This is a genomic window from Chryseobacterium lathyri (genome assembly GCF_030812195.1).
Classification (GTDB): Bacteria; Bacteroidota; Bacteroidia; order Flavobacteriales; family Weeksellaceae; genus Chryseobacterium; species Chryseobacterium lathyri_A.
Map to the genome: position 1 here is coordinate 629,920 of NZ_JAUSSF010000002.1, position 25,157 is coordinate 655,076.

Below are 25,157 nucleotides of genomic sequence, written 5' to 3' on the forward strand. Positions count from 1 at the left end.
TATGAATGACCGGAATTTATCCGGTCATTTCTTTATATTCAGCATTGATGCAGATTGATCAAAAAAGCTGCTTAAGCTAACCCCCAATCATTTTTTTTATTGAATTCAGCTTCATTAATGCTTCAATCGGTGTTAATGTATTGATGTCTATTTTCGTGAGTTCTTCACGGATATTCTCTAAAACCGGGTCATCCAGCTGGAAAAAAGAAAGCTGCATATTTTCTTCAGTTACTCGTTTAATACTTTCTGAGGTGCTGGTACTCTGTGTACGGCTTGCTTCAAGGGTTTTAAGAATCTCATTGGCTCTGTTGACCACTTTTGCTGGCATTCCCGCCAATTTAGCCACATGGATACCAAAGCTGTGTTCACTGCCGCCCGGAATCAGTTTTCTTAAGAAAATGATATTTCCTTTATTTTCCTGTATAGAAACATGGAAGTTCTTTACCCTTTCAAAATTCACCGTCATTTCATTCAATTCGTGGTAATGGGTTGCAAAGAGAGTTTTTGCCTGCGTAGGATGCTGGTGAAGATATTCTGCAATAGCCCATGCAATAGAAACCCCGTCATAGGTAGATGTGCCACGGCCTATTTCGTCCAGCAGGATAAGGCTGCGTTCTGAAATATTGTTCAGTATATTGGCGGCTTCATTCATTTCTACCATAAAAGTGGATTCACCCGCCGAAATATTGTCGGTCGCTCCTACCCTTGTAAAAATTTTATCCAAAATCCCGATTTCAGCATGTTTTGCAGGAACAAAGCTTCCGATTTGAGCCAAAAGACACACAATAGCCGTCTGACGCAGAATGGCAGACTTACCGGCCATGTTGGGCCCTGTCACCATAATGATCTGTTGAGAATCTTTGTCTAAAAAGATATCGTTCGGAATATATTTTTCCCCTAAAGGAAGTGCATTTTCAATGATCGGGTGCCTTGCTTCTTTAAGATCAATAGCATAACCCTGATTAAGAACAGGCTTTGTATAGCTTTCAGAAACAGCTAATTCAGAAAGCCCCGCCGCTACATCAAGCTGTGCAATAATATTGGAATTACCCTGGATCTGATCCATATAGACCATTGTTTCAGAGCATACATTCCTATATAGCTCATTTTCCAGAACACCTATTTTTTCTTCTGCACCCAGAATTTGGCTTTCATATTCTTTCAGCTCTTCGGTAATGTAACGTTCTGCATTGACAAGCGTTTGCTTTCTTAACCAATCAGCCGGAACTTTATCTTTATGGGCATTCCTTACTTCTATATAATATCCGAAAACATTATTAAAATCAATTTTAAGACTCGAAATTCCCGTTCTTTCTATTTCTCTCTGACACATTTCATCCAGGAAACCGCGGCCTTTGCTCTGGAGATTCCTCAACCTGTCAAGTTCTTCTGAAATGTTTTCTTTGATTATATTTCCTTTGGAAATATTCACCGGGAGTTCTTCATTGAGATGGTTCTGTAAAAACCTGATCAGTTCACCCATATCAAACAACGGATCCAGCCAGGCCAGAACCTCTGCATGCGGATGAAGCAATGCTTTGATCTGATGAATATTAATCAGGCTCTGACGCAGATAGCCCAGTTCTTTCGGGGATATCTTTTCCGCAGCCAGTTTTCCCATCAGGCGGTCCAGATCCGAGATGGATTTCAGCAATTGGCAGATCTCATATTTCAGATGATCATGTTCATTCAGGAAATCAATCAGTGAAAGCCTTCTCATGATCTCGTCCACGGATTTCAAAGGGAGGATAATCCTTCTTCTCAATAACCTTCCGCCCATTGGGGTAGAGGTTTTATCGATAATATCCAGCAATGATTTCCCCTGTGGATTACTTGGATAAACAATTTCAAGATTTCTCAGGGTAAAGTTATCCATCATCAGGTAGTCTTCCTGTGGAATGATCTGAAGCTTTGTGATATGTGCCAGCAGATTATGATGGGTATCTTCCACAAGATAGGCGAAAATAGCTCCGGCAGCTGTAATGGCAAGCGGAAGATTTTCAACCCCAAAACCTTTTAAAGAATTTGTTTTGAAATGGGAAGTCAGTTTTTCGTAGGCAAAATTATACTGGAAAGCCCAGTCCTCAAGCTTAAAGGCACTTTTGTTTTTAAGCTGTTCCGGCAGCTGAACACTTCTCTGAAAAACAATTTCGCTGGGATCAAAAGTGTTAATGATATGCAGAATCTTTTCCAGGTTTCCTTCACTCGCCAAAAACTCACCGGTAGAAACATCCACCATCGCAATTCCGTACTTCTCTTTTTCTTTATGCAGAGAAAGAAGAAAGTTGTTCTTTTTTGAATTTAATACCTGATCGTTAAAGGTAACCCCTGGTGTTACAAGCTCTGTGACACCTCTTTTTACAATCCCTTTGACCGTTTTCGGATCTTCCAGCTGATCGCAGATGGCAACTCTCATTCCGGCTCTTACCAGCTTGGGAAGATAGGAATCTACTGAATGGTGTGGAAATCCTGCCAGTTCTATATGCCCTTCTCCATTGGCTCTTTTAGTAAGAACAATACCCAGAATCTGGGATGTTCTCACAGCATCCTGCCCGAACGTTTCATAAAAGTCTCCTACCCTGAACAACAGCAGTGCATCAGGGTATTTAGCCTTAATGGTATTATACTGTGTCATTAACGGGGTTTCCTTCTTCGCTTTTGCCATAATAAAAAATGAGCCCCAAATTTAAATAAAATAAATTCAGGGTTGGAAATTGTGATGAAATTAATCTCGCTATGGGGATCAAAAATGGCATTTATGTGTTTCAGAGTAAAATATTTATTGTATTTTTCAGTCAAATAAAATTCTATGATCTACCCTGTTTTAGAAACCGAAAGACTTCTTTTAAGACAGCTGGCTCCTGATGATGCAGAAGACCTTTTCGAATATTTTTCCCTGGATGAAGTCATGGAATATTATGATCTGGAAACCTTTAAAACACTGGAAGATGCTCAAAAGATCATCAGACATTTTAATCATGAATTTGAAAAAGGAAAAGGCTTCCGATGGGCACTGGAATTAAAATCCGAAAGGAAGGTTATAGGAACCTGCGGTTACCACAACTGGCATCGCGAGCATTCCAGAGCCGAGATTGGCTATGAGCTCAATCCGAAATTCTGGAGAAATTCCTATATGAAAGAAGCCATTCTTCCTATTCTCACTTTTGGCTTTGAAAGTATGATGCTTCACAGGGTAGATGCATTTATAGATCCTTCCAATATTTCTTCAGAGAAGCTTTTGCTTTCTTTAAATTTTAAAGATGAAGGAACCCTCCGCGATTATTTTTTTGAAAAAGGAAGGTTTGTGGACGCTAGAATTTTCGGACTTATCAATGAATAATACAACTATCTTCCTGAACGACTGTATTTTTCAAATACCTCAGTTCCCTTTTTACAAGCCCAATTCTGCTTGTAATTCACCCACTTAGCCTTAAACAGCTTGCGAAGAAGCTTATCCGTATATCTCATGATAAAAACATGGTACATCATATTGGCGAAAACATTCGGCTTATTGGGAAGAGCCCTGAGGGACATAGAAAATCCCGGTTTCAGGTACCTGTTGAAATGCCAGAATGCACCGGGAATAAAAAGCGCATCACCATGTTCCATGAAAATTTCATATCCTTTGGCATACTGTAAGGCAGGAAATTTCTCATAATCAGGATTTTCGTAATCTATATCATAAACGGTGTGCACGGAAAGCGGTACTTTATATAAGAAAGCAGACTGTTTTTGGTCAAATAACAGGATTCTTTTCTTCCCCTCAAAATGAATGTGAAGAAAATCTCCAAGATCTACATCATAATGCATCAGCACGTGGGCCTCACTTCCCCCAAAGAAAAGAGTCGGAAGCCGTTTAAAAAACTTAATTCCAAGATCGGGATACGTAAAGTTTTTCAGTAATTCCGGAAGCCTGTCCGTGATGATATAGAAAAAGATACGAAGGTCCGAAGGTCCACTTTTGATCCGGTCAATATAATCCTTCATCTTCATATTGGTGACAGGGGCATCTGAACTTTTGGAAGCATCAGCCGGTTTATTATCATACAACGGCACGATCTGATCACCTGCTTTCTCACGAATATAGGCAAGATTCCATTTGTCAAAAGCCTCCCACCTGCTCGCAAAATTTTTGATCAAAAGCGGCTTATGTTTTTTGAAATAATTCTTCTGAAAATCTTCTTTACTGATATCGCTAACTACATCTACGTTTTCGAGGATCATCTTGTTTTTTATTTAATGCGAAATAAAAATAGTGTTTTTTTGAAATCTGGGAAAATTAAAAAATAGTATTGGGACATCAGGAGCATTGTTTGGGTTTATATTATTTTAAGGCTACTCATAAAGCAGAGATAAAATGAAAAAATTATCTTTGTAAGACTAATCGTATTTATGAGAGCCTACAACACCAAGCATTTCCTGAAAATCCTTTTCAGTATGCATAAAAGCGATACCATGAAGATCCTCTTTCCTACGATGATCCTCGTGGGGCTTTATTCCTGGGGAATTCAGTATCTGGAGGTAGAATATCTTCATCTTACCACAAAATCAGGGGTAAGCAATGTTGGAATGATCCATTCCCTGTTGGGCTTTGTATTGTCGCTGCTATTGGTTTTCAGAACAAATACGGCTTATGACAGATGGTGGGAAGGCAGAAAACTTTGGGGAAAATTAGTGAATGACACCCGGAATTTTGCTGTAAAGATCAATGCTATTTTGGGTGACAACCGGCAAGACGCAGAACAGATCTCAAGATATTTAAAATACTTTCCTCATTTTCTGGCTAAGCATCTTTCCCAGGAATCTACAAGACTGGCTCTGGATGAGGATTACTCCGAAATTGAAAAATACCTGAAGCATCATGGTCCCAGTGAAATTATCATTCTTTTAACTTATAAACTCAATCAGCTGAAAAAAGAAGGAAAGATATCAGATATCGAAATGCTGTATCTTGATACTCAGCTTTCCGGGTTTCTGGATGTTTGCGGAGGCTGTGAAAGAATTAAAAACACCCCTATTCCTTATTCTTATTCTTCTTTTGTCAAGAAGTTCATCATCTTATATGTCCTGGCACTGCCGATTGCCTATGTGATTACCATTGGGCTTCTGATGATCCCGCTTACCGTATTTGTCTATTATGTTCTGATGAGCCTGGAGCTAATTGCTGAAGAAATTGAAGACCCTTTCAATAATGATGAAAATGATATTCCTATGGAAGCATTGGCACAAAATATTGAGAGGAGCGTCCATCAGACCATAGGACTGAAAAAGTAAAAATCAACCTTAAAGGTTGATTTCTTTGATTTCTCCGTCTGCTTTTATTTCTACAAATTTGCTTTCGCGGTTCGCCGCAGAATAACCGTAAAAAAAGGTCTGGTATATGGGGGTAGAATACAGATAACCACCATAGGCATTATAGGCATCTGATCTTCCGGTCTGCTCCTGATAGCTTGCCGTTGCTGTAAAATTAACAATTGTTTCCAGGTAATATTTTCCGGGTTTTAATTTTTCAAACCTAAACCTTCCGCGATCGTCCGTTAAAGCTTCCAGTCTGTATTTAAAGGCATCTTCGGACATATAGACCGTTGTTTTCTTATTCTCATACTTTCTTCTCATACTATAAAACTCATCAAAATAAGGAGTTACAGGAAAAAGCATCACTACAGTTCCTTTAGGAGCATAATGCTTTGCCCCAAGCAGGGGTTTGATCCCCCAATTGTTTTTCTGTTTTGTGGAGGCTACTCCTTCTATCGTAGAATTTCCAAAGCTAAGCATCTCCCTGGCTATCTTTTTATCAAAAAAAGCCTGCGGATAATAGGTATTTTGTGCCTGTGAAAATAAAAAAGCGAATACCAACAGCAGTAAAGTGGATATTTTTTTCATGTTAATATTTTAAGTCAAATATAAGTATTTTACTATTTTTGAAATAAAAATATCTATGAAATACTTTTTTCTGCTATTAATGACTGCATCCTCATGGGCAATAGCACAAAAACCATGCGGATTTAAGGATGGACTCCAGGAAGGATCATGCAAAGCTTTCTATGATAACGGACAGGTAAAGCAGGTTCTCGAATGGAAAAAAGGAAAGGTGGAAGGCGATGCCGTGTATTATCATGACAACGGGAAAGTCCAAGCTAAAGGGGAATATAAGAAGGACTTTAAGGTGAAAGAATGGTCTTATTATGACAAAAACGGCGTTCTTACTTCAAAAGAAGTTTTTAGAAATGGCGACAAAAATGTTTATGACAACAGCTTTACCGCTACTTTTTATACCCCTTCAGGAGTTGTGGCTGAAATTTCCAATTATAAATTTGCTAAATTACACGGTGAAAGCAAAGTTTTCTACGAAAACGGGAAATCCGTAAAACAGATCGGTCAGTATGAGAACGGACTTGCAGTCGGAAAATGGAAATCATTTCATCCATCAGGAAAACTGCAGCGTGAAACAGAATTCGCCAACGATAAATGGAATGGAACGAGAGTTCATTACCGTGAAGACGGAAGCGTTGAAAAAACAGAGATCTACAAAGACGGAAAATTAATCTCAACAAAATAAAACAATTGGTACAGAAATTAAAACTGGAAGAACTTAACAGAATAGACGTAGAAACATTTAAGAAGGTTGAGAAAATTCCATTGGTCATTATTTTAGATAATTTAAGGAGCATGCACAATGTAGGGGCTTCGTTCAGAACAGCAGATGCTTTTCTGATCGAAAAAATAATCCTTTGTGGCATTACTCCGCAGCCACCACACCGCGAAATTCACAAAGCAGCACTTGGAGCTACGGAAAGTGTAGACTGGGGCCACGAAAGCAATATTAACGCGGCAATTAATAATTATAAAAGCCGTGGATATGAAATCATAGGGATAGAACAAACAACAGACAGCATCATGATCACAGATTTCAGTATTGACAAGTCAAAAAAATATGCGCTGATTTTAGGAAATGAAGTGGAAGGAATAAGTGATGAAGCCCTCCCGAATATTGATACATTTCTTGAAATTCCACAGCTTGGAACCAAGCACTCTCTGAATGTAAGTGTATGCGGCGGAATTGTGATGTGGGAGTTTGCGAAAGCCCTAAAATAAAAAACTGCATATGTCCTTAAAAGACAGTGCAGTTTGAAATAAATCTAATAAAAAGTAAAAATGAAAGGCGACAAAGATACCTTTTTTTTCTTTACAAACAAATTTTAACATCGTTTTTTTAATTTTTCCAGAAAAAAAGTGATGTTTTGAGAAAAAGTTTCATTTAATTTTTTATAAATTAGCACAATGTTTATCAAGGATTATATCTCAAAAGACTTTCCGTGTTTTAGCCTGACTGACTCAATAGAATCAGCAAGGAATACGTTAGAGGATTTTGGCTATTCCCATGTTTTCATAAAAAAGTCCCATCACTTTTATGGAGCCATTGCAGAGGATTTTCTTTATGACGGTGATGGAATATTAAAGGACCTTGAGCATCAGATTGAGCGTTTTGCCATCCTGGAAGATAATAACATTATGGACAGCATCCGTCTCTTCTATACGTTCAGTGCCAATATAATTCCGGTGATCAATAAAAATGAAAAATATCTTGGATATATCACCTGTGAGGATATCTTCCAGAATCTTTCCCGCTACCCGTTGTTTTCAGAGACCGGAGCCATCCTTACAATTGAAACCCCGGCCAGGAAATATTCGATGACGGAGATCGCCAATATTGTGGAAAGCAACAACTCAAAGTTCTATGGCGGATTCATCACTTTAATGTCTGATGAAGTGATTCAGGTAACCATTAAGATCAGCAATGAAAACCTTTCTTCAATAGATGCCACTTTTGACCGGTACGATTATAGAATTGTTGAAAAATACTATTCTGATGAAAAATCGGATCTGTTTAAGGACAGATTCGGGTTTTTCCAAAAATTCATAGAAATATAACATGAACGCAGCCATATATTCTCAGAAAAAAGACCTCGATACTTTTTTATATTTAAGCAAGTTTATTTCAGAACTTGAAACCAGAGGCGTAAAATCTGTTCTGTATGATGAAATGGCTGAAGCGCTTCAGTTCTCGAAGATATTTGAAACCTTCAATAACAAACAGGACCTACTGGATAAGGAAGTAGACCTTTTCTTTACTTTTGGAGGTGACGGAACAATCGTAAATTCATTAACATTTATTGAAGATCTTGAAATCCCGATTGTTGGGGTAAATACCGGAAGATTAGGTTTTTTGGCCAGCTTTACAAAAGAGGAAGCGTTCAAAGAACTTGATGCCATCTTAAAGGGTGATGTCAAAACAAGCCGCCGTGCCGTTATCGAAGTGGTTTCTCCAAAATCTGACGATTTTTTCCCTTATGCATTAAATGACGTTACCATATCAAGGAAGGAAACAACCTCTATGATTACGGTAGATTCATATATCAATAACGAATTTTTGAACGTATTCTGGGGGGATGGAGTTATCGTTTCTACGCCTACAGGGTCTACAGCCTATTCTTTAAGCTGTGGCGGGCCAATCATCTCTCCGAACAATGAAAATTTTGTCATTACCCCTATTGCTCCCCACAATCTGAATGTGAGACCTTTGGTTGTAAATGACAGAGTAGAAATAAAATTTAAAGTGGAAAGCAGGGTGCCACAGTACTCCCTCTCCCTGGACTCTAGACTGGTCCATATAGAAACCGACAAAGAAATTATCATCAAAAAGGCAGATTTTCAAATACTTCTGGTACAGCCAAACCATTTAAGTTTCTACGAAACAATCCGTCAGAAGCTGCTTTGGGGCAGGGACAAAAGAAATTAGTAATTCCTCAAAAATGATTACCTTTACAGGAATTTTAAAAACGCCTAATAATTTAAAATAAAAAGTAAAACATGAGCAGAATTTTTCCGGCAGGAGTTGCCACAGGTCAATTAGTTACTGATATTTTTCAGTATGCCAAAGAAAACAAATTTGCACTGCCTGCAGTAAACGTAATTGGTTCAAGCAATGTAAATGCTGTTATGGAAACTGCAGCGAAATTAAACTCTCCTGTAATTATCCAGTTTTCAAATGGCGGAGCTGCGTTCAACGCAGGAAAAGGGTTAAATAATGATGGACAGAAATCAGCTATTTTAGGAGCTATTGCCGGAGCAAAACATATCCACACACTGGCAGAAGCTTATGGAGCAACTGTCATTTTACACACAGACCACTGCGCTAAGAAATTATTGCCTTGGATCGATGGATTGATGGATGCTAACGAAGAATTCTTCAGACAAACCGGAAAATCTCTTTATTCTTCCCACATGCTTGATCTTTCTGAAGAGCCTTTGGAAGAAAACATTGAAATTTCTTCTCAGTATTTCGAAAGAATGGCTAAGCTTAAAATGACTCTTGAAGTAGAAATCGGGGTTACTGGTGGTGAAGAAGACGGCGTAGACAACTCAGATGTTGACAATTCAAAACTATATACTCAGCCGGAAGATGTAGCGTATACATACGAAAAATTAAAGGCTATTTCTGAAAACTTTACCATTGCTGCGGCTTTCGGTAATGTACACGGAGTTTACAAGCCAGGGAACGTGGTTCTTACCCCGAAAATCCTTGACAACTCTCAGAAATATGTTCAGGAGAAATTCGGAACAGCTGACAAGCCGGTTAACTTTGTATTCCACGGAGGTTCGGGATCTACTTTAGAGGAGATCAGAGAGGCTATCGACTACGGAGTTATCAAAATGAATATCGATACTGACCTTCAGTTCGCTTACACAGAAGGGGTTAGAGATTATATGGTTAACAATATTGATTATTTAAGAGCTCAAATCGGAAACCCTGAAGGAGAGGAAAAGCCTAACAAGAAATTCTATGACCCAAGAGTTTGGGTAAGAAAAGGTGAAGATACTTTCTCTACAAGACTGGTTAAAGCGTTTGAAGACTTAAATAACGTAAATACTTTAAAATAAGAACTGTACATTTGTATTAATGTAAATAGTATTCATCATGAATGCAATTTACATTAATACATTTTACATTTATACCCTAATACAATCAAAATGGCATTCGACTGGTTTAAAAGAAAAGCAAAAAACATTACCACCTCTACTGATGAAAAAAAGGATGTTCCCAAAGGCCTTTGGCATCAGACTCCATCAGGAAAAATAGTGGAGCATGATGAATTGAGAAGAAACAGCTACGTTTCTCCTGAAGACGGATTTCACGTAAGAATAGGAAGTGCTGAATTTTTTGAGATCCTTTTTGACGAAGGTAAGTTCACTGAACTGGATGCCAATGTTGAAAGTATTGACATCTTAAATTTCAAGGATACCAAACCTTATAAAGACCGTTTAAAAGAGGTAAGAGCCAAAACAAAACTTACAGATTCCATCAGAAATGCTGTAGGAACCGTAAAAGGAACTGAAATGGTAGTTTCCTGTATGGATTTTGCTTTTATCGGCGGATCTTTGGGCTCTGTAATGGGGGAAAAGATCAGAAGAGCAGTAGATTATTGTATCGCCAACAAACTTCCGTACATGATCATTTGTCAGTCCGGAGGGGCAAGAATGCAGGAAGCAACTTACTCTCTGATGCAGCTTGCTAAAGTGCAGGCTAAACTGGCTCAACTTTCTGAAGCAGGACTTTTATACATCGCTTACCTTTGTGACCCTACTTTTGGAGGAATCACGGCTTCTTTCGCCATGACAGCAGATATTATCATGGCTGAACCGGGAGCGCTTATTGGTTTTGCAGGCCCGAGAGTAATCCGTGAAACAATCGGAAGAGATCTTCCTGAAGGTTTCCAGACCTCTGAATTCCTACAGGAAAAAGGCTTTGTAGATTTTATCGTAAAAAGAACTGAAATTAAAGATACAGTAGCTAAAACAGTCAATTTATTAGCTGTAAACGCTTAGATCTGTAACAAACACTATACAGTCTCTCTCTAATTAGGGAGAGATTTTTATTTATGAGGACTTTCAAGATATTTTTTAATGCCATCCGGAGCATGAGTCTGAAAAAGATCATGCGTCTTTTATCATTACTGCTTCCCCATCCTCTTTTTGCATTATTAAGCTTTCATGCAACCATTCAGGCTTTTACCATCGCCCAGAAAAAATTCCCTAAAACAGCCTCCAATAATGGCATTGGAAATGCTTTCAGACATGCGCTGTGGTGCTGTTTCATTATGATGTACTGCTGTAAAGTCTCCTCTCCCGAAAAGGCACTGGATTTTTGCAAAAGAATAACCGATATGCATGAGGAGCTGTTTCCAAACGAACCTTTGGAAACCAAAATGGATCTTCACAATAACAAAATCGGCATGGATTATTTCATGGAACTGCTTCCGGGAATCCACCGCCAGTTTTTTGAGAAGGGCTTTTTTATCGACAGCCTGGCAAAAAAAATGGATGAGGCCAAGGTTCTTAAAAGTCTGGATGACAACTTTGAAGGTCATCTGGTTTATTTGGATGAAGAATAATTTCCGTTCTTTAAAACTATTAAATATCTAAGTTCAGGTTAATAAAATCACTTATATTCTTAGTTTTTTATTGCTCTTTAATGGTTCAAAAAAATAAAATTTTAAGCAGTTTTACATTTAATTTATTATCTTTTCTAAAATTTTAATTTAATCGAATGGTCCTCAGCAGAATTTGGTCGGCTTTCATTATCATTGCCATTGCCATTGCCAGTATAAAATACGTTTCGTCTGGCCACTACAAAACCATCTTTAATGATATGGTGGTGGGAAAAGGAGGTGACACGGTTCAGATCACTTCACAGCCGATGAATACACTTACTCCGCTTGTCAGGGACAGCCTGATGAAAAAAAACGATTTTGCAGACAGCAGAATCCATTATAAAACAGACTCTCTAAAACAGAATGTAAACGTCTACAGAATCCAGGAAGCAGACGGCGTGATCGGAACATCCGAAACCGCAGTAAAAATATGTATTGGCCTGATCGGGATTATGACTTTATTTATGGGATTCATGAGCATTGCGGAAAAAGCAGGCGGGATTAATCTTTTAAGCCGCTTTATACAGCCTTTTTTCTCAAAATTATTTCCTGAAATTCCTAAAAACCATCCGGCTTTCGGGCATATGCTGATGAATTTCAGCGCTAATCTCCTGGGTTTGGACAATGCCGCGACCCCATTTGGGTTAAAAGCTATGGAAAGTCTTCAGACTTTAAATCCTAATAAAGATACTGCCAGCAATTCGCAGATCATGTTTCTGTGCCTTCACGCAGGGGGAATGACGCTGATTCCTGTTTCAATCATCGCCATCCGGGCTTCGATGGGCTCTAAAACCCCGACAGATATTTTCCTTCCCTGCATGATTGCTACTTTTGCAGCGACATTGGCAGCGATGATTATTGTTTCTTTATATCAGAAAATCAATTTATTAAAGCCTATTGTTCTTGCCTATGTAGGCGGAATTTCAGCTCTTATTGCGCTTCTGGTTGTCTATTTGGTTCAACTCAGTAAGGACGAGCTGGATACGTTCAGTAAAGTATTAAGTAACGGACTGATTCTCTTCATTTTCCTGGCGATTGTTCTCGGTGCTGTTTATAAAAAAATTAATGTTTTCGATGCATTTATTGATGGTGCGAAAGAAGGCTTCACGACCTGCGTCAAGATCATTCCTTATTTGGTGGGAATGTTAATCGCAATTTCTCTTTTAAGGACTTCGGGCGTTTTCGATGTGATTATTGACGGAATGAAATGGGTGGCCAACACTGCAGGCTTCGATCCAAGATTTGTGGACGGACTTCCGACTGCACTGATCAAACCTCTTTCCGGATCGGGAGCCAGAGGAATGATGGTGGATACCATGGCCACATTTGGGGCAGACAGTTTCCAGGGGAAATTGGCAGCAGTTCTTCAGGGAAGCTCAGATACTACATTTTACGTAATCGCAGTATATTTTGGAGCAGTAGCTGTAAAGAATACGAGATATACAGTAATTGCCATGCTTCTGGCAGATTTGGTCGGGGTTATTACTGCAATTGCATTGGCGTATCTGTTTTTTGCCTAAAAACAGGATAGTTGAGGGCCTCAGTTAACATTAAACTATAAACTTTAAATTTATTATGATCACAGATAAAGAATTCACATTAAGATTAATCCGCCAGTTAACTCAAGCATTGGAAAAACTGATCCTGGACAAACCTGAAGAAAGCTTAATGCAGAAAGAACTGGATTTTGATTCTTTGATGAAAGATATTTTTAAAATAGATTTCACAGAAATTTCTTCAAAAACGAAAGAAGAGATCATTGCGATTGTCAATGAAAGACAGGAAAGAGACCATAAAGACTACTATGAAATGCTGGGAAATCTTTTTTACTTTAAAGGTAAGCAAGAGGACAACAAAGACTTTTTAGACAAGTCAAAAACGTTTTATGAACTTTATCTACAGACCAGCGGAATTTTTGCTCTTCCCGTGATCAATAGAATCAATGAAATAAAAAAAGCACTTGAATAAGGTGCTTTTATATTTTAGAATGTAATTTTATAAGTTCCGGTAGAAGATGTACTTGCTTTCTCGGCTTTTACATACTTCTTAACCCAAGAAATTCCGGTAGAAGAAATACAGGGATCCGATGTTCCTCCTGATCTTCTTGCAGAGACTACATTTCCGGCTTTATCTACTGTGTAGGCAATGGTAATGGTTCCGCTTGCCGTACAGCTATTGCTTGGTTGTGCACCTCCTCTTCCCATTGTTCCGGGAATATATCCTATCAGCTTTCGGTCAATTCCTACTTTACTGTCTCCGTTACCGTCACCTCCTAATGGATCTCCCGCATTTCCTATTCCCTCACCCGTACCCTGGCTTCCGGCTTTTGTCCCTCTTCCCCTGATAAGGTTTCCGATGGCCGCAGTTCCTTTTCCATCACCATTTCCTGTTTTGGAATTAGCTGTTGTTGCTCCCGCCTTTTTAGTATTCTTTGAAGCGCTTGAGCTTGTCGATACCTTTTTATCTGTTTTTTTTGATTCCTCTTTCTTCGGTACGCTGACCTTCGAATTGCTGCCTGTAATCACTTTTTCCTTTACCTCTGTTTTCTTAAGCTCGGGCGCAGGTTCAGGCTTTAAAACGGTTTTCGTTTCCGGCACAGTTGTTTCTGCTGGTTCAGGAGTTACTTCTTCAGTAGCTGCAGCCAAACTTCCCGGCTGATCGGCAGGCTCTTCAATTCCGTTTCCATTTCTGTTGTCCCCGAAATTAACAAGCATTGTTGTCATCACCTCATCCGGTTGTTTATCCAATTCCGGCTTCAGTTTATAAAGAAAAACAAAAAGTAAAATTGCAGACCAGATAAGGATAGAAAGTATAGCACTTTTTATCCTGTCTTTATTTTGCTCATTTTTGTTTACAGTGTAACTTCTCATCATAAATGATTCTTTCCGGCAGTTCCGGAGACATTATTTATCTTTAACCGTTGCAATAGCAATATTAAATTTATTCTTTTCAGCGATTTCCATGACAAAGACAACATCTTTATGCATGGTATTTTCATCTGCACGGATGGTAAATGATTTATTCGTCTGACCCGTTAATTTACTTACAATTACTGACTCCAACTGTTCTCTCGTAACGGGATTATCATCAACAAAATAAGTTCCATCCGGTTTAATACTTACCGTTAAAGGATTGGGAATATTATCTTCAATCGCTCCCGCTTTTGGCAACTTTACATCAATTGCGCTTTGATTGGCAGCTGATGAAGTGATCATAAAGAATATCAACATCAGCAAGATAACATCTGTCATCGCTGCTAAACTGAATTCCGGGTTCGCTTTATTTCTTCTCTGAATTTTCATCTGTTTCTTTTTACTTTTTTAATGGTCAGATGGAATCGCTTAATATATTTTTATCTGAAAGATCAATAGTTTGTAAGCAATTTCATAAGAAAGATTTATAAAGGTTTATTGATAAGGTCTAAAAATTCTCCCGACATATTCTGAGCTTTCAATACAAACTTATCTATTCTTGTTAAAAGTATATTGTAAAAAAAGTTAGCCGGAATAGCTACAGCCAAACCTACAGCCGTTTGTCCCAATGCCGTATAAATACCTTCAGACAATGTTTTAGGTGAAAAAGATCCTGTGGCATGAGAAAGGTTGAAGAAAGCAATAATCATCCCGATAACCGTTCCTAAAAGCCCCAGCATCGGTGCAATACTTGGCACCACAGCCAAAAGGTTCAGGTTCTTCTCCATATTCGCTACCTCTACCTGGGCCTGCGATTCCATGGCACTTACGATGTCAGAAACAGGGCGTCCCAATCTTGAAATTCCTTTTTCCAAAATCCTTCCTTCCGGAGAATTCTGTCTTTTACAGTAATCCGCTGCCGATTCAATCTTTCCTTCTTTGATAAAATCTTCAATATTCTCCATGAAATTGGCATCTGTTTTTGAAGTCAGCCTTTTGATAAAGAAAAAACGTTCAAAGAACAGATACAGTGAAAATACACCCAAAGCCAGAACGACAAACATCACTATTTTAGCGAAAGCTCCTCCGTGGAACATGATCTTCCAAAATGAAAATTCTAAATCGTCTGTTGCAACTGCAGGAGCAGTAATCTGTGCAAATAAAATCTGAGTAAGTTCCGTTAACAGCATTAATGTGAATTTTTATAAAATTTTAACGACAAATGTAGTGGAATATTATGAATTGCTCTCTTAAAAATTGTTTAAAAACAACTTAAAATTTGTTATTATTAAGAGACAGCAAATTTCTTTCCAAAAGAAGTTTTGAAAAGAAATCTGCTGTAAAAATGATGAGAAAACGGCTAGTCTTCGTCTATATCAATACCGTCCTGCTTAAATTCGCATTTTAGACGGAATGGGATTGGTGTATCAGATCCGGTATAGAAATCGTCAATAGTTCCCTTCCATATCACCTGAAGCTCACCTTCTTCATTTTTTTCAAACTGGAGCTCATTATCATAGATAAAGGCATCCTCATCATCAAATAAATCCACTTCTGTATAGGTTTCTTCATCAGAATCATTAATTTTGATCGTTTTCCCTTCAATCTCCTTCGATTCGATCGGAAAATCAAAAATTTCAAGTGAAAGCTGCGGAAAGTTGTACTGTAATGAATCATCATCTACATGATCCAAACTGTCATCCGTTATAATTTCAACCTCTAATAAATGTTGCTGGTTGCTGTAGACCGCCTTACAATAAGTGTTTCTAATATTGTATTTTAGGGTCTCCTCCGGATGGTAAATTTTTAAAATCCCTTTCATTATTTCTTAAAAAAGAGCTGTAATAATATGATTGTTAAACGTTTTAGACAAAGATAAAAAATTGATTTAAAGTTGAAAATATTTTGAAAATTATTTTTTTAAATCATTATGATTGATTATTCTGTATATGCCAATAATACTTACTTTTGCTTCATAAAGATTCTGAAAATGAAAAACATTTTATCAAAAGGTATTTTGGGATTGGGATTGGTGATTAGCCTGGCAGCCTGCAAAAAATCTGATTCTCCTTTAACGAAGGTAACGCCTACCAATATGGATTCTATTGCATCCAACTATTATGAGCAATATCTTAAGTTGTATCCTTTAGAGGCTACATCTCAGGGAGATACGAGATATAATGACCAGCTTCCTATCAATATTGACAGGGATTTTATTTCCGGAGAGATCGCTTTTTACAATTCTGTCCAGAAACAGTTGGAAAATGTTGATTATAAAGGTCTTTCAGATGAGGAAAAGGTTGTTTATGATGTTCTGGATTATACTTTAAAAGATAAAATTGAAGCATATGCCTATCATCCGGAATACATTCCATTTACACAGTTTGGAGGTCTTCCTTTAAACTTTCCATTGTACGGAAGCGGAGAAGGAAGCCAGCCTTTTAAAACAGAAAAAGATTATGATGACTGGCTGAAAAGAATGGAAAAATTCCCGGATTGGATGAATGCTGCTGCAGAAAATTTCCGTGAAGGAATCAGCAATAAGATTGTTCTTCCTAAAAAACTGGTTGTCAAGATGATTCCTCAGATGAAAGCTGAGGAGATCACCACAACGGATATGGAAAAAAATATTTTCTACGGGCCTGTTAGAAAATTCCCGAAAAGCTTTACAAAAGCTCAAAAAGATAAGTATTCAGCTCTTTACGCTGATGCTATTACAAAAAAGATCATTCCGGCCTATACCAAAATTGGAACATTCCTGGAAAAAGAATATCTCCCGAAAGCACGGGATACAGATGGCTACAACAGCCTTCCTAACGGGAATGAGATTTACAGATATTATGCTAAAAGCTGGACAACAACAAAGAAAACTCCTGAAGAGATCAATAAAACAGGATTACAGCAGGTGGCAATGCTCCGCTCAGAAATGGAAAAAGTAAAGCAGCAGGTAGGCTTTACAGGAACACTGGAAGAGTTTATCAACTTTGTAAAGACAGATCCTAAAGCAATGCCTTATAAGACTTCCAAAGAGGTTTTGGATGGATTTAACGGTATTTTAGCGAAGATTACGCCTAAACTGAAGACTATGTTCAGTGTAACCCCTAAAACAAAATTTGAGATCAGACAAACGGAAAAATTCAGGGAGGCAAGCGCCAGTGCAGAATATATTCAGGGGACTCCGGACGGAAAAAGACCGGGAATATTTTATATGCCGCTTCCGGATCCGTCCAAATTCAATGTAACTTCAGGAATGGAATCTCTTTTCCTTCACGAAGCTATTCCGGGACACCATTATCAGGTTTCTCTTCAGCAGGAAAACACCAATCTTCCTAAGTTTATGAGATTCGGATGGTTCGGTGCTTATGGTGAAGGCTGGGCACACTATTGTGAAACATTAGGCCCTGAATTCGGTCTGTATACAGATCCTTACCAGAAAATGGGCTATCTGAGTGACCAGATGCTGAGGGCTGTAAGACTGGTAGTGGATACGGGAATTCATACAGGAACCATGAAAAGAGAGGAAGCTATTAAATACTTTTTAAGTAATATTTCCTATGATGAAGCCAGTGCAACTGCAGAAGTGGAAAGATACATGGCAATGCCAGGCCAGGCACTGGGTTATAAAATTGGCTCCCTTCGTATCCGGGAACTTAGGGAACAGTATCAGAAAGAGCTTGGAAACAAATTCAATCTGGCCAGCTTCCATGATGAAATCCTAAGCCAGGGATGCCTTCCGCTTGATGTGCTGAACAGAAAGATGGAACTTTGGGCAAAAAAACAGAAATAATTTCTTTAAACGAATAATATTAAAGATGGGATGATTAATTTTAATGTCCCATCTTTTTTTGTTTTTGAAAAAATTTTAACAAGTTAATAATAGCAATCACTATGATCATTGAAAGCCTGAAATCTCTCTACAACAGAGATTTAAATAAATTAAGAGTAGAAATAGAATCTTACGAGAATGAAAAAGCCCTCTGGAAAACAGATAAAAACATTGCAAATTCTGCAGGAAACCTCTGTCTGCATTTAGTCGGAAATCTCAATAATTATATAGGTGCAGAACTTGGTAAAACAGGCTATATCAGAAACAGGGAACTGGAATTTTTATTAAAAGATATTCCAAGAGCCGAACTTATTGAAAAAATAACTGCAACAATAGCTATGGTAGATCATGTGCTTAGTGAATTAACAGCTGAAGATCTTGAGAAGGAATATCCTGTTGTTGTTTTCCAAGATACAATGACAACAGGATATTTTTTAATTCATCTGATCACTCATCTGGATTATCATCTGGGGCAGATTAATTATCACAGAAGGCTGCTGGACTTCTAATTGTTTATTATTTAACCTTGAAAATCAAATGATTTAATGAAAAAAATATTTTTTTTCACTTCATCCCCAAATGAATCTGCCAATGACACGGAATCGTTCAGAACAAATGGCTTTGAGGTGGAAACCACCCTCCAAAACCAGGCTAACAGCCTGATTAACTGCATACAAGATACTATCAAAAATAATCTGAATGATGATTACGTTATTATATGTACCTCCTATCATCAGTTTACTCCTCACTTTTCTATGCCTTATTTAAATAATTGTATTGAGAATGTACAAAAGCTCGGCGGTAACCTATTGCTGGGAGGGCTTCTTGGCTTCGAAAAAGCAATGGAAGTCACCGATCATATTTTTTGGGTTGACGGCTTTAAAGGAGCCCAATTTATTGTTATTTTCAAAAAAGCCTTTGCTCTTCTTCTCCAGAGCAAGAACGCAGATCAAGCTCCTGCTGAACTTTTCTTATCACAATCCCTGGACGATATTTTTGTGATGCATCCTTTCATTTCCATTTATGATGATCAGGATATAAATTCTTTTGAAAACACAACAGATTTTGCAGATATACATGAGAACCCAGAAGAGATTTTAGATGAGCTTTCCCAAATAAAAAAATATTATTCCTATGAGCCAAAATGAATTTGATGATATTATGATTCCCACCTACATTATTAACCTGAAGCACAGAGAGGACAGATTGGAAAGTGTTTTAAAGGAATTTGAAGGCAAACAGGAATTTGACTGCCAGATTATAGAAGCCTGTGAGCATGAAAAAGGAAACATCGGTTTATGGGAAAGCATCAGGAAAACGGTACATCTTGCAATTGACAATGATGATGATGTGATCATTATTGTAGAGGATGATCATATTTTCACAGAGGATTATGACAGGGACTTTTTTATTGAAAATATTCTGGCTTCTAATGAACAGGGAGCAGATATATTATCAGGTGGCATTGGCGGAGGCTTCAGATTTGTGGTTCCTATTACAGAAAACAGGTTCTGGATCAACCACTTTTGGTGTACCCAGTTCATGGTTATTTACAGTCGTTTTTTCGAACAGATTCTGAATGCGGATTTCGGCCCGGATGATACAGCAGACAACTTCTTATCCCAGCTTACAGCCAACAAAATGGTGTTGTATCCTTTTATTTCCGTGCAGAAAGATTTTGGGTATTCTGATATAACAGCAGAAAATAATATTACCGGCAATATTGAAAATTATTTTAAAGCAGCAGATCATACATTAAAAAAATATCAGAAAAAGTATCGAAAATTTGTTTTACATCAATAAAAAAGAGAGCGCAAGATTGCTCTCTCTTTAGCTTTTAACACTTTTCAATCATTACTTAAACTACATTATGTCTGTTACCAGTAGATTCTTGTAGGGCTCACATTGTAGGTATTTGGAATTTTCCTTGGAACTTTTGTTGGATTGTACACTTTTTTAAGCCAAAACATATGAAACATGATGGCTTCATATTTATTTTTATAGATGATTTTACCATTGTCAAATTTCACTCTCCCGGTATAGCCTTCCATCAGAATAAAATCAAAGTGTGTTCTTAAGATTCCATCCCGTTCGGCTTTCTTCATAAGATGGGTAAAACTTTCAATCTCTGTTTCAATTTCAAAGATTGAAACCCCTTCTGCGAGGTCATCCCAAACGAAATTGCATTCATCAAAACAAAAATGATCAGCTTCTGAGAAAACTTTTGTATAATCTTTACTCCTCTTGAAAAAGGTATTAAGCATTTCATTGTTCCGGTATAGGCCGAAACAACCCGTTGTATAATCATCTCTGACACTGATATAATCGTGGTCATTTAAAAATTCATTGGTAAAAAAGGCCCTGATATCTCCATAAATCAGATCAAGATCACAATGTCCCCAGAAGTCATACCCTTCTATAAAATCGGGAAACATAAACCCATAAGCTGGTTTAAAATCACACAATTTATAGGGATTATCTATATTGATCGGAAAGCCTAGTTTATTGGAAGTATCACAGATAATATCGTCCAGGCTTTTGTGTACTATTCTTACATTGACCGGAACATCTTTTAGTTCATCTGTATTGTCTGTTATAATAACAAAATCAATACTTGAATTAAAAGCGCAGGAATGCAGGTAATAAGGTAAATACCATGGATATTTTCCGTACCAGCAGGTAATTAAAACTAAACTTGATGTATTCATAAGTTGAAAAAAAATCTGTAATTGCAGAATTGCAATTACAGAAGTTGTTTAAGTTAGCCTATTCAGATTAGCAGCATTTTGCTGGCCAACCTCCTCCACATACAGCTTTCATACTATTCATATAGCAGTATTGTGAGTTACAGTTACACGTTCCAGGTTCTCCTGATGAGCCTGCTTTAATAACTCTCATTTCGTTTCTGCTCATTTCGCTTTTCATAGCATTTAAGCTCAGCTTTTGTAATTTTTTCATAGAATTTTGTTTTAATTTTTTGCCTACTCTTTAGATTTTCAGCTTCCTCTTTATTATAGTTTTAATTTTGGTCAACCATTTGTCCATATTGAGTTTCAAACTCCTCAACAGGTATATTTTTCTCACCAATGTCCCATTGATCCTCAACAAGATCCGGCATAAATAATTCAATATATTTTTTATTCAATCTCACCGGAAATTCATAATTATTTATAAAATAATGCGGCGTGAAAAAAAAGTTATTCTGCAGGTTTTCATAGGATACAGAAACCAGTTTATTCAAAAGAAACGTCCGATTAACAAGTGTTATACTGTATTTTTGTAACCATTTATCAGCTTCTCTGTGGCTATACCAGTCATGGAGTGCTTCTATAAATTTCTGTTCTCCTTTCGTATAGAAAATATTCAAGAGCTGGATCAGCATCTCTTCCACTTCTGCTGTAACGACTCCCGTCATATTGAATCGGATTTTAATATTGACCTGATCTTTATAGTGGGTGTAAATTCTTTGTAAAAACTCATGAGCCTCCTTACAATAGCTGCACAATGGACTCGTTATAAAAGTAATTGATACCGGCGCATCAGGATTCCCTATAAGAATAGGATCTGCCTTCAGCAGTACTGGATCCTTACTGGTCAAGATTTTCTTAAAATATGGGTAGTGTCTTATATATCTGGAGTCAAAATCTGCATCTTTTCTTAAGCTGCTGTAAGATAAAAGCGCTCTTTTGATCAAAAAGTATCCGCCAACAAAAACAGTTAACACACCCGAAAAAAGAGAAATAGTTTTAATATCCAGCGTATAATTGTTTAGAATCTCCCTGCTATTAAAGGACAGATAAACAATCTCCGCATAAATAACTCCAATAATACTTAGGCATATAGGACACCACTTTTTTTCTACTTTCATCTGGAAATAGAAGGAATACAGTGTAAAAGGAATACACGCAAGCAAAGAGATGAATATCAGAAAATAATAATCATTTAGGAGGGCCCTGTTAAAAATAATCAATAAAAAAAGCTGGGTTCCAAAAAGAAAAACACTGAGATCACTTAATTTAAATCCTGCAATCTTTCCTTTTTCAGAATTAATGATCTGACTGCAACTGGAATTCTCACTGCCATCACAAAACTGGTTCGAAAAGCCCGACTCAAAGCCCAACTCTGTTTTAATGGCTTCAAAGGAAAAAAACAGACCCAACATAGCAATTCCCGAAAAACCCATCAGATACCATCCACCAATGAAATACATTACCGTGAGACCAGCAAAAAAAACAAGACCCGGCAGCACCCTATTGTAAAACGTATTTGATGATTTAATAATCTGATCATTACCTTCTGCTACTAATACTGCTCCTGTCCATAGTACACAGATCTCAGATGAAGAAATGTCTTTTTTAACTCCCTCATTATCAGTATACATAAAATGATCTTCCTTTTTTTCAATATAAGAAAGAATTAAATGCCCTTCTCCTAGGTCCAATATAGTAAGAAAAGTTTCCGGCAAAACCTCAAGCTCTTCAAAACCAACATTAAAAGCTCCGTTTGGAATACCAAAAAAGTTAAAAGCATCACTAAAAGCCAGAAGACTTGGTGTCTCAGGATGAGATTCTACCTGATAGATATAATCGTCCTTATCAATTTTCACATCAATTGATTTCAGATATAAAAAAACAGCATTGATTTCTTTTCTTAGTTCCATGGTTATAGGCAAATTTTTAAGCTATCTTTCGATAGAATTATCATTGTCCTGATAATATTTCTTTAGTGCTTCAGCCTGCTGGCGCATATTATCCATTGCTTTGGTGTCCTTTGTAACTTCAGACATGGCCTGCATCAGAACAGGCAGGGGATCTTTCATTAAACTTTCTTTATTCTTGATATAGGCTTCTTTTGAGATCAATCCTTCACCATCCATTACTGTTTCAATTTGCAATTCTGACTGACTGATTTTTTTGTTTCCGATTAATCTCCAATGATATTGATTAGCAGAGTCTTCCATTTCCACAATCAGCCCTGGAAGTCCCATGAATACGTAAGGTCCGTCAAAGACCGGGATATCAGCAGCAAACCATGCAATCCAGCTCCGGCCGCCATAATCTGTCTCCGCCTTCTGCACTTTGATATTATCTAATACCTTATTCTCCTGAGAAAGTCTCCATTGAAGCTGTATCGTTTCTTTATACGAAAGTACTCCTGCCAGCAAATCATCCTTAAGAATAATGGTCATGTTTTTAGTATCCTTTACAACTTTAAAGTTCATTGTTCCGAAAGAGGAGAAAGTAGGGTTGAAATTGATATTGGCAGCAAGTAAAGAATCCGTTTCTTTTTTTTCTTTCCGGATAAATATAGATTGGTTTTCAAGAGTATCGAGATAAAACAAATCATTCTTCATCTCCTTATTATGGGTTGAAGGTTTATAAGTCAGTTCATAGTAAAAACGGTGAATCTGACTATTGCACGAAAAAGAAAAAAATACTGTAAAACAAAACAGTAAAATATTTTTTTTCATTTCAATATCAATGGTATCGAGCCAAATATATCCCTTTTTTTTGAATTACAAAATGAAGGTAAACCTTTTATAGGAAAAGGAAGGAAAAAACATATCTTATTGTCTCAAAATGGTATTATAAATCAACTAGATACATTTTTAAATTAAAAAAATATTTTTCTTTTAAAACAAAAAAATGTCCTAAATTCGTGAATAAAATGATAAAAAAGACACAATTATGCACAAAAAAAACACCATAAAAATGATGCTTTATAACAAAATATGAAAATTGATAAATTCTTTTATATTCTTTAAAACGATGTATTTTATTTTTCAAACATCATCTTAGTAATAAAATCTTTCTCTCCTTTTCCTCTGGCCGGCGAATATTCTCTTCCATAGAAAATAATTTGCAGGTGAAGCTTGTTCCAAACTTCTTCAGGAAATATTGCTTTAGCATCTTTCTCTGTTTCTACAACATTTTTTCCGGAAGTAAGTTTCCATTGCGTCATCAGTCTGTGAATATGGGTATCAACTGGAAAAGCAGGAAATCCGAAGGCCTGGCTCATCACAACAGAAGCTGTTTTATGACCCACCCCAGGAAGTGCCTCCAGTTCTTCATAAGTCTGAGGAACGACACCGTTATGTCTTTCCAGTAACAGTTCTGCCATTCTTTTAAGATTTTTAGCCTTGGTATTGGAAAGTCCAATCTCTTTGATGAGCTCCTTGATCTGATATTCCTCCAGTCTGGCCATCCTTTGCGGTGTTGCTGCCACCTCGAAAAGGGCGGGAGTTACCTGGTTTACTTTTTTATCCGTGGTCTGTGCAGAAAGCGCTACAGCTACCATGAGTGTATAAGGATCGGTATGATCCAGCGGAATAGGTGTTGTAGGATATAATTTATCCAATTCTCTCTGAACGAGCTCCGCTCTTTGCTTTTTTGTCATGTAACCATTAAATTTGAACAAAATTAATTCATTATGCTGAAAGTAGGAGATAAATTACCTGAATTTGAAGGAACAAATCAGGATGGAGAAACAATAACCTCATTGAAATTAATCGGAAGGAAATTGGTCGTTTTCTTTTATCCTCAAGCGAATACTCCTACGTGTACTGTAGAAGCCTGCAATCTGAGCGATAATTATTCAAAGCTTAAAAAAGCCGGATTTCAACTTCTGGGCGTAAGCGGCGATACGGTAAAAAAACAAAAGAATTTCCACAGCAAATTTGCCTTTCCTTATGATCTTATCGCTGATGAGAACCATGATATTATCGAAAAGTTCGGGGTTTGGCAGGAGAAAAAAACATTTGGAAAAACATATATGGGCATTGTAAGAACAACTTTTATTTTTGACGAAAGCGGAATCTGTACAAGAGTAATCGAGAAAGTAACTTCAAAAACAGCTGCAGAACAGATTTTAGAGAAATAAGTTTTTATTTTAATGGTGCTTAAATAATAAAATAATGCTTAATAAGTA

At 37.3% G+C, this 25,157-nt stretch carries 28 protein-coding genes; 16 read left to right on the forward strand and 12 right to left on the reverse strand.

Features of this window, described 5'->3' with window-relative positions; genetic code table 11:
- Window positions 1-76 precede the first annotated feature (76 nt).
- Complete coding sequence (gene mutS / locus J2T03_RS13015; protein ID WP_306840949.1) at window positions 77-2,665, reverse strand: DNA mismatch repair protein MutS; 2,589 nt, start codon at window positions 2,663-2,665, stop codon at window positions 77-79.
- Between the two features lie 144 nt (window positions 2,666-2,809).
- Here mutS and J2T03_RS13020 point away from each other — a divergent pair, with 144 nt between their 5' ends.
- Window positions 2,810-3,340, forward strand: a complete 531-nt coding sequence (locus J2T03_RS13020; RefSeq protein ID WP_307211632.1) for a GNAT family N-acetyltransferase — start codon at window positions 2,810-2,812, stop codon at window positions 3,338-3,340.
- Window positions 3,341-3,345: 5 nt separating this feature from the next.
- Here the strand turns inward: J2T03_RS13020 and J2T03_RS13025 are convergent, their stop codons facing one another.
- Entirely contained in the window at window positions 3,346-4,224 is an 879-nt protein-coding gene (locus tag J2T03_RS13025) for a cupin-like domain-containing protein (protein WP_307211634.1), read from the reverse strand.
- A gap of 168 nt (window positions 4,225-4,392) precedes the next feature.
- On the opposite strand from J2T03_RS13025, the gene J2T03_RS13030 reads away from it, so the two are divergent.
- On the forward strand, window positions 4,393-5,274 hold the full coding sequence (locus J2T03_RS13030; RefSeq protein ID WP_307211636.1) for a bestrophin family protein: 882 nt from the start codon (window positions 4,393-4,395) through the stop codon (window positions 5,272-5,274).
- A 9-nt stretch (window positions 5,275-5,283) separates the two neighbouring features.
- Here the strand turns inward: J2T03_RS13030 and J2T03_RS13035 are convergent, their stop codons facing one another.
- Window positions 5,284-5,883, reverse strand: a complete 600-nt coding sequence (locus tag J2T03_RS13035) for a hypothetical protein (RefSeq protein WP_306840957.1) — start codon at window positions 5,881-5,883, stop codon at window positions 5,284-5,286.
- Between the two features lie 55 nt (window positions 5,884-5,938).
- Between J2T03_RS13035 and J2T03_RS13040 the strand changes: the two genes are divergently transcribed.
- From J2T03_RS13040 to J2T03_RS13080, 9 genes are all read left to right on the forward strand, one after another.
- Entirely contained in the window at window positions 5,939-6,559 is a 621-nt protein-coding gene (locus tag J2T03_RS13040) for a toxin-antitoxin system YwqK family antitoxin (RefSeq protein WP_306840959.1), read from the forward strand.
- A 5-nt stretch (window positions 6,560-6,564) separates the two neighbouring features.
- Complete coding sequence (locus J2T03_RS13045) at window positions 6,565-7,095, forward strand: RNA methyltransferase (RefSeq protein ID WP_306840961.1); 531 nt, start codon at window positions 6,565-6,567, stop codon at window positions 7,093-7,095.
- 186 nt (window positions 7,096-7,281) lie between these two features.
- Window positions 7,282-7,932, forward strand: a complete 651-nt coding sequence (locus J2T03_RS13050) for a CBS domain-containing protein (RefSeq protein ID WP_306840963.1) — start codon at window positions 7,282-7,284, stop codon at window positions 7,930-7,932.
- 1 nt (window position 7,933) lies between these two features.
- The gene (locus J2T03_RS13055) at window positions 7,934-8,800 is read left to right on the forward strand and encodes an NAD kinase (protein ID WP_306840965.1); all 867 of its coding nucleotides are present in this window, start codon (window positions 7,934-7,936) and stop codon (window positions 8,798-8,800) included.
- 71 nt (window positions 8,801-8,871) lie between these two features.
- On the forward strand, window positions 8,872-9,942 hold the full coding sequence (gene fbaA, locus J2T03_RS13060) for a class II fructose-bisphosphate aldolase (RefSeq protein ID WP_306840967.1): 1,071 nt from the start codon (window positions 8,872-8,874) through the stop codon (window positions 9,940-9,942).
- A gap of 90 nt (window positions 9,943-10,032) precedes the next feature.
- Window positions 10,033-10,887 (forward strand): acetyl-CoA carboxylase, carboxyltransferase subunit beta, encoded by an 855-nt coding sequence (accD, locus tag J2T03_RS13065; RefSeq protein ID WP_034739627.1) that lies wholly within the window; start codon window positions 10,033-10,035, stop codon window positions 10,885-10,887.
- 53 nt (window positions 10,888-10,940) lie between these two features.
- Window positions 10,941-11,453 carry a DUF6973 domain-containing protein gene (locus J2T03_RS13070; RefSeq protein ID WP_307211640.1) on the forward strand — a complete coding sequence of 171 codons (513 nt, stop codon included), beginning with the start codon at window positions 10,941-10,943 and terminating at the stop codon, window positions 11,451-11,453.
- Window positions 11,454-11,608: 155 nt separating this feature from the next.
- A complete protein-coding gene (locus J2T03_RS13075; protein WP_307211643.1) occupies window positions 11,609-13,012 on the forward strand; it encodes a nucleoside recognition domain-containing protein in 1,404 nt (467 codons plus the stop codon).
- 55 nt (window positions 13,013-13,067) lie between these two features.
- Window positions 13,068-13,460, forward strand: a complete 393-nt coding sequence (locus J2T03_RS13080) for a hypothetical protein (RefSeq protein WP_306840978.1) — start codon at window positions 13,068-13,070, stop codon at window positions 13,458-13,460.
- A gap of 14 nt (window positions 13,461-13,474) precedes the next feature.
- Here J2T03_RS13080 and J2T03_RS13085 read toward each other — a convergent pair whose 3' ends face one another.
- From J2T03_RS13085 to J2T03_RS13100, 4 genes are all read right to left on the reverse strand, one after another.
- Window positions 13,475-14,362, reverse strand: a complete 888-nt coding sequence (locus tag J2T03_RS13085; protein ID WP_307212332.1) for a ferric siderophore ABC transporter substrate-binding protein — start codon at window positions 14,360-14,362, stop codon at window positions 13,475-13,477.
- Between the two features lie 33 nt (window positions 14,363-14,395).
- Window positions 14,396-14,794 (reverse strand): ExbD/TolR family protein, encoded by a 399-nt coding sequence (locus J2T03_RS13090; protein WP_306840980.1) that lies wholly within the window; start codon window positions 14,792-14,794, stop codon window positions 14,396-14,398.
- 95 nt (window positions 14,795-14,889) lie between these two features.
- Entirely contained in the window at window positions 14,890-15,594 is a 705-nt protein-coding gene (locus J2T03_RS13095; protein WP_306840982.1) for a MotA/TolQ/ExbB proton channel family protein, read from the reverse strand.
- Window positions 15,595-15,764: 170 nt separating this feature from the next.
- The gene (locus J2T03_RS13100) at window positions 15,765-16,226 is read right to left on the reverse strand and encodes a hypothetical protein (RefSeq protein ID WP_306840984.1); all 462 of its coding nucleotides are present in this window, start codon (window positions 16,224-16,226) and stop codon (window positions 15,765-15,767) included.
- A gap of 168 nt (window positions 16,227-16,394) precedes the next feature.
- Between J2T03_RS13100 and J2T03_RS13105 the strand changes: the two genes are divergently transcribed.
- The 4 genes from J2T03_RS13105 (at window position 16,395) to J2T03_RS13120 (ending at window position 20,033) form a co-directional block, all read left to right on the forward strand.
- Complete coding sequence (locus tag J2T03_RS13105; RefSeq protein ID WP_307211644.1) at window positions 16,395-18,191, forward strand: DUF885 domain-containing protein; 1,797 nt, start codon at window positions 16,395-16,397, stop codon at window positions 18,189-18,191.
- A 101-nt stretch (window positions 18,192-18,292) separates the two neighbouring features.
- Window positions 18,293-18,739, forward strand: a complete 447-nt coding sequence (locus J2T03_RS13110; protein WP_307211647.1) for a DinB family protein — start codon at window positions 18,293-18,295, stop codon at window positions 18,737-18,739.
- A gap of 36 nt (window positions 18,740-18,775) precedes the next feature.
- Window positions 18,776-19,378 (forward strand): hypothetical protein, encoded by a 603-nt coding sequence (locus J2T03_RS13115; RefSeq protein WP_307211651.1) that lies wholly within the window; start codon window positions 18,776-18,778, stop codon window positions 19,376-19,378.
- The gene (locus tag J2T03_RS13120) at window positions 19,365-20,033 is read left to right on the forward strand and encodes a hypothetical protein (RefSeq protein ID WP_307211653.1); all 669 of its coding nucleotides are present in this window, start codon (window positions 19,365-19,367) and stop codon (window positions 20,031-20,033) included. The genes J2T03_RS13115 and J2T03_RS13120 overlap by 14 nt, the downstream gene beginning before the upstream one ends.
- 74 nt (window positions 20,034-20,107) lie before the next feature.
- Here J2T03_RS13120 and J2T03_RS13125 read toward each other — a convergent pair whose 3' ends face one another.
- From J2T03_RS13125 to nth, 5 genes are all read right to left on the reverse strand, one after another.
- Window positions 20,108-20,938, reverse strand: coding sequence for a DUF6625 family protein (locus J2T03_RS13125; protein ID WP_306840992.1), 831 nt, complete (start codon window positions 20,936-20,938; stop codon window positions 20,108-20,110).
- A gap of 67 nt (window positions 20,939-21,005) precedes the next feature.
- On the reverse strand, window positions 21,006-21,188 hold the full coding sequence (locus J2T03_RS13130; RefSeq protein ID WP_306840994.1) for a TIGR04149 family rSAM-modified RiPP: 183 nt from the start codon (window positions 21,186-21,188) through the stop codon (window positions 21,006-21,008).
- Between the two features lie 61 nt (window positions 21,189-21,249).
- Window positions 21,250-22,890, reverse strand: a complete 1,641-nt coding sequence (locus J2T03_RS13135) for a vitamin K epoxide reductase family protein (protein WP_307211656.1) — start codon at window positions 22,888-22,890, stop codon at window positions 21,250-21,252.
- 21 nt (window positions 22,891-22,911) lie between these two features.
- Window positions 22,912-23,700 carry a GLPGLI family protein gene (locus tag J2T03_RS13140; RefSeq protein WP_307211658.1) on the reverse strand — a complete coding sequence of 263 codons (789 nt, stop codon included), beginning with the start codon at window positions 23,698-23,700 and terminating at the stop codon, window positions 22,912-22,914.
- 305 nt (window positions 23,701-24,005) lie between these two features.
- Complete coding sequence (nth, locus tag J2T03_RS13145) at window positions 24,006-24,626, reverse strand: endonuclease III (RefSeq protein WP_306841000.1); 621 nt, start codon at window positions 24,624-24,626, stop codon at window positions 24,006-24,008.
- A gap of 33 nt (window positions 24,627-24,659) precedes the next feature.
- Here nth and bcp point away from each other — a divergent pair, with 33 nt between their 5' ends.
- Window positions 24,660-25,109 carry a thioredoxin-dependent thiol peroxidase gene (gene bcp / locus J2T03_RS13150; protein WP_306841002.1) on the forward strand — a complete coding sequence of 150 codons (450 nt, stop codon included), beginning with the start codon at window positions 24,660-24,662 and terminating at the stop codon, window positions 25,107-25,109.
- The last annotated feature ends 48 nt before the right edge of the window (window positions 25,110-25,157 follow it).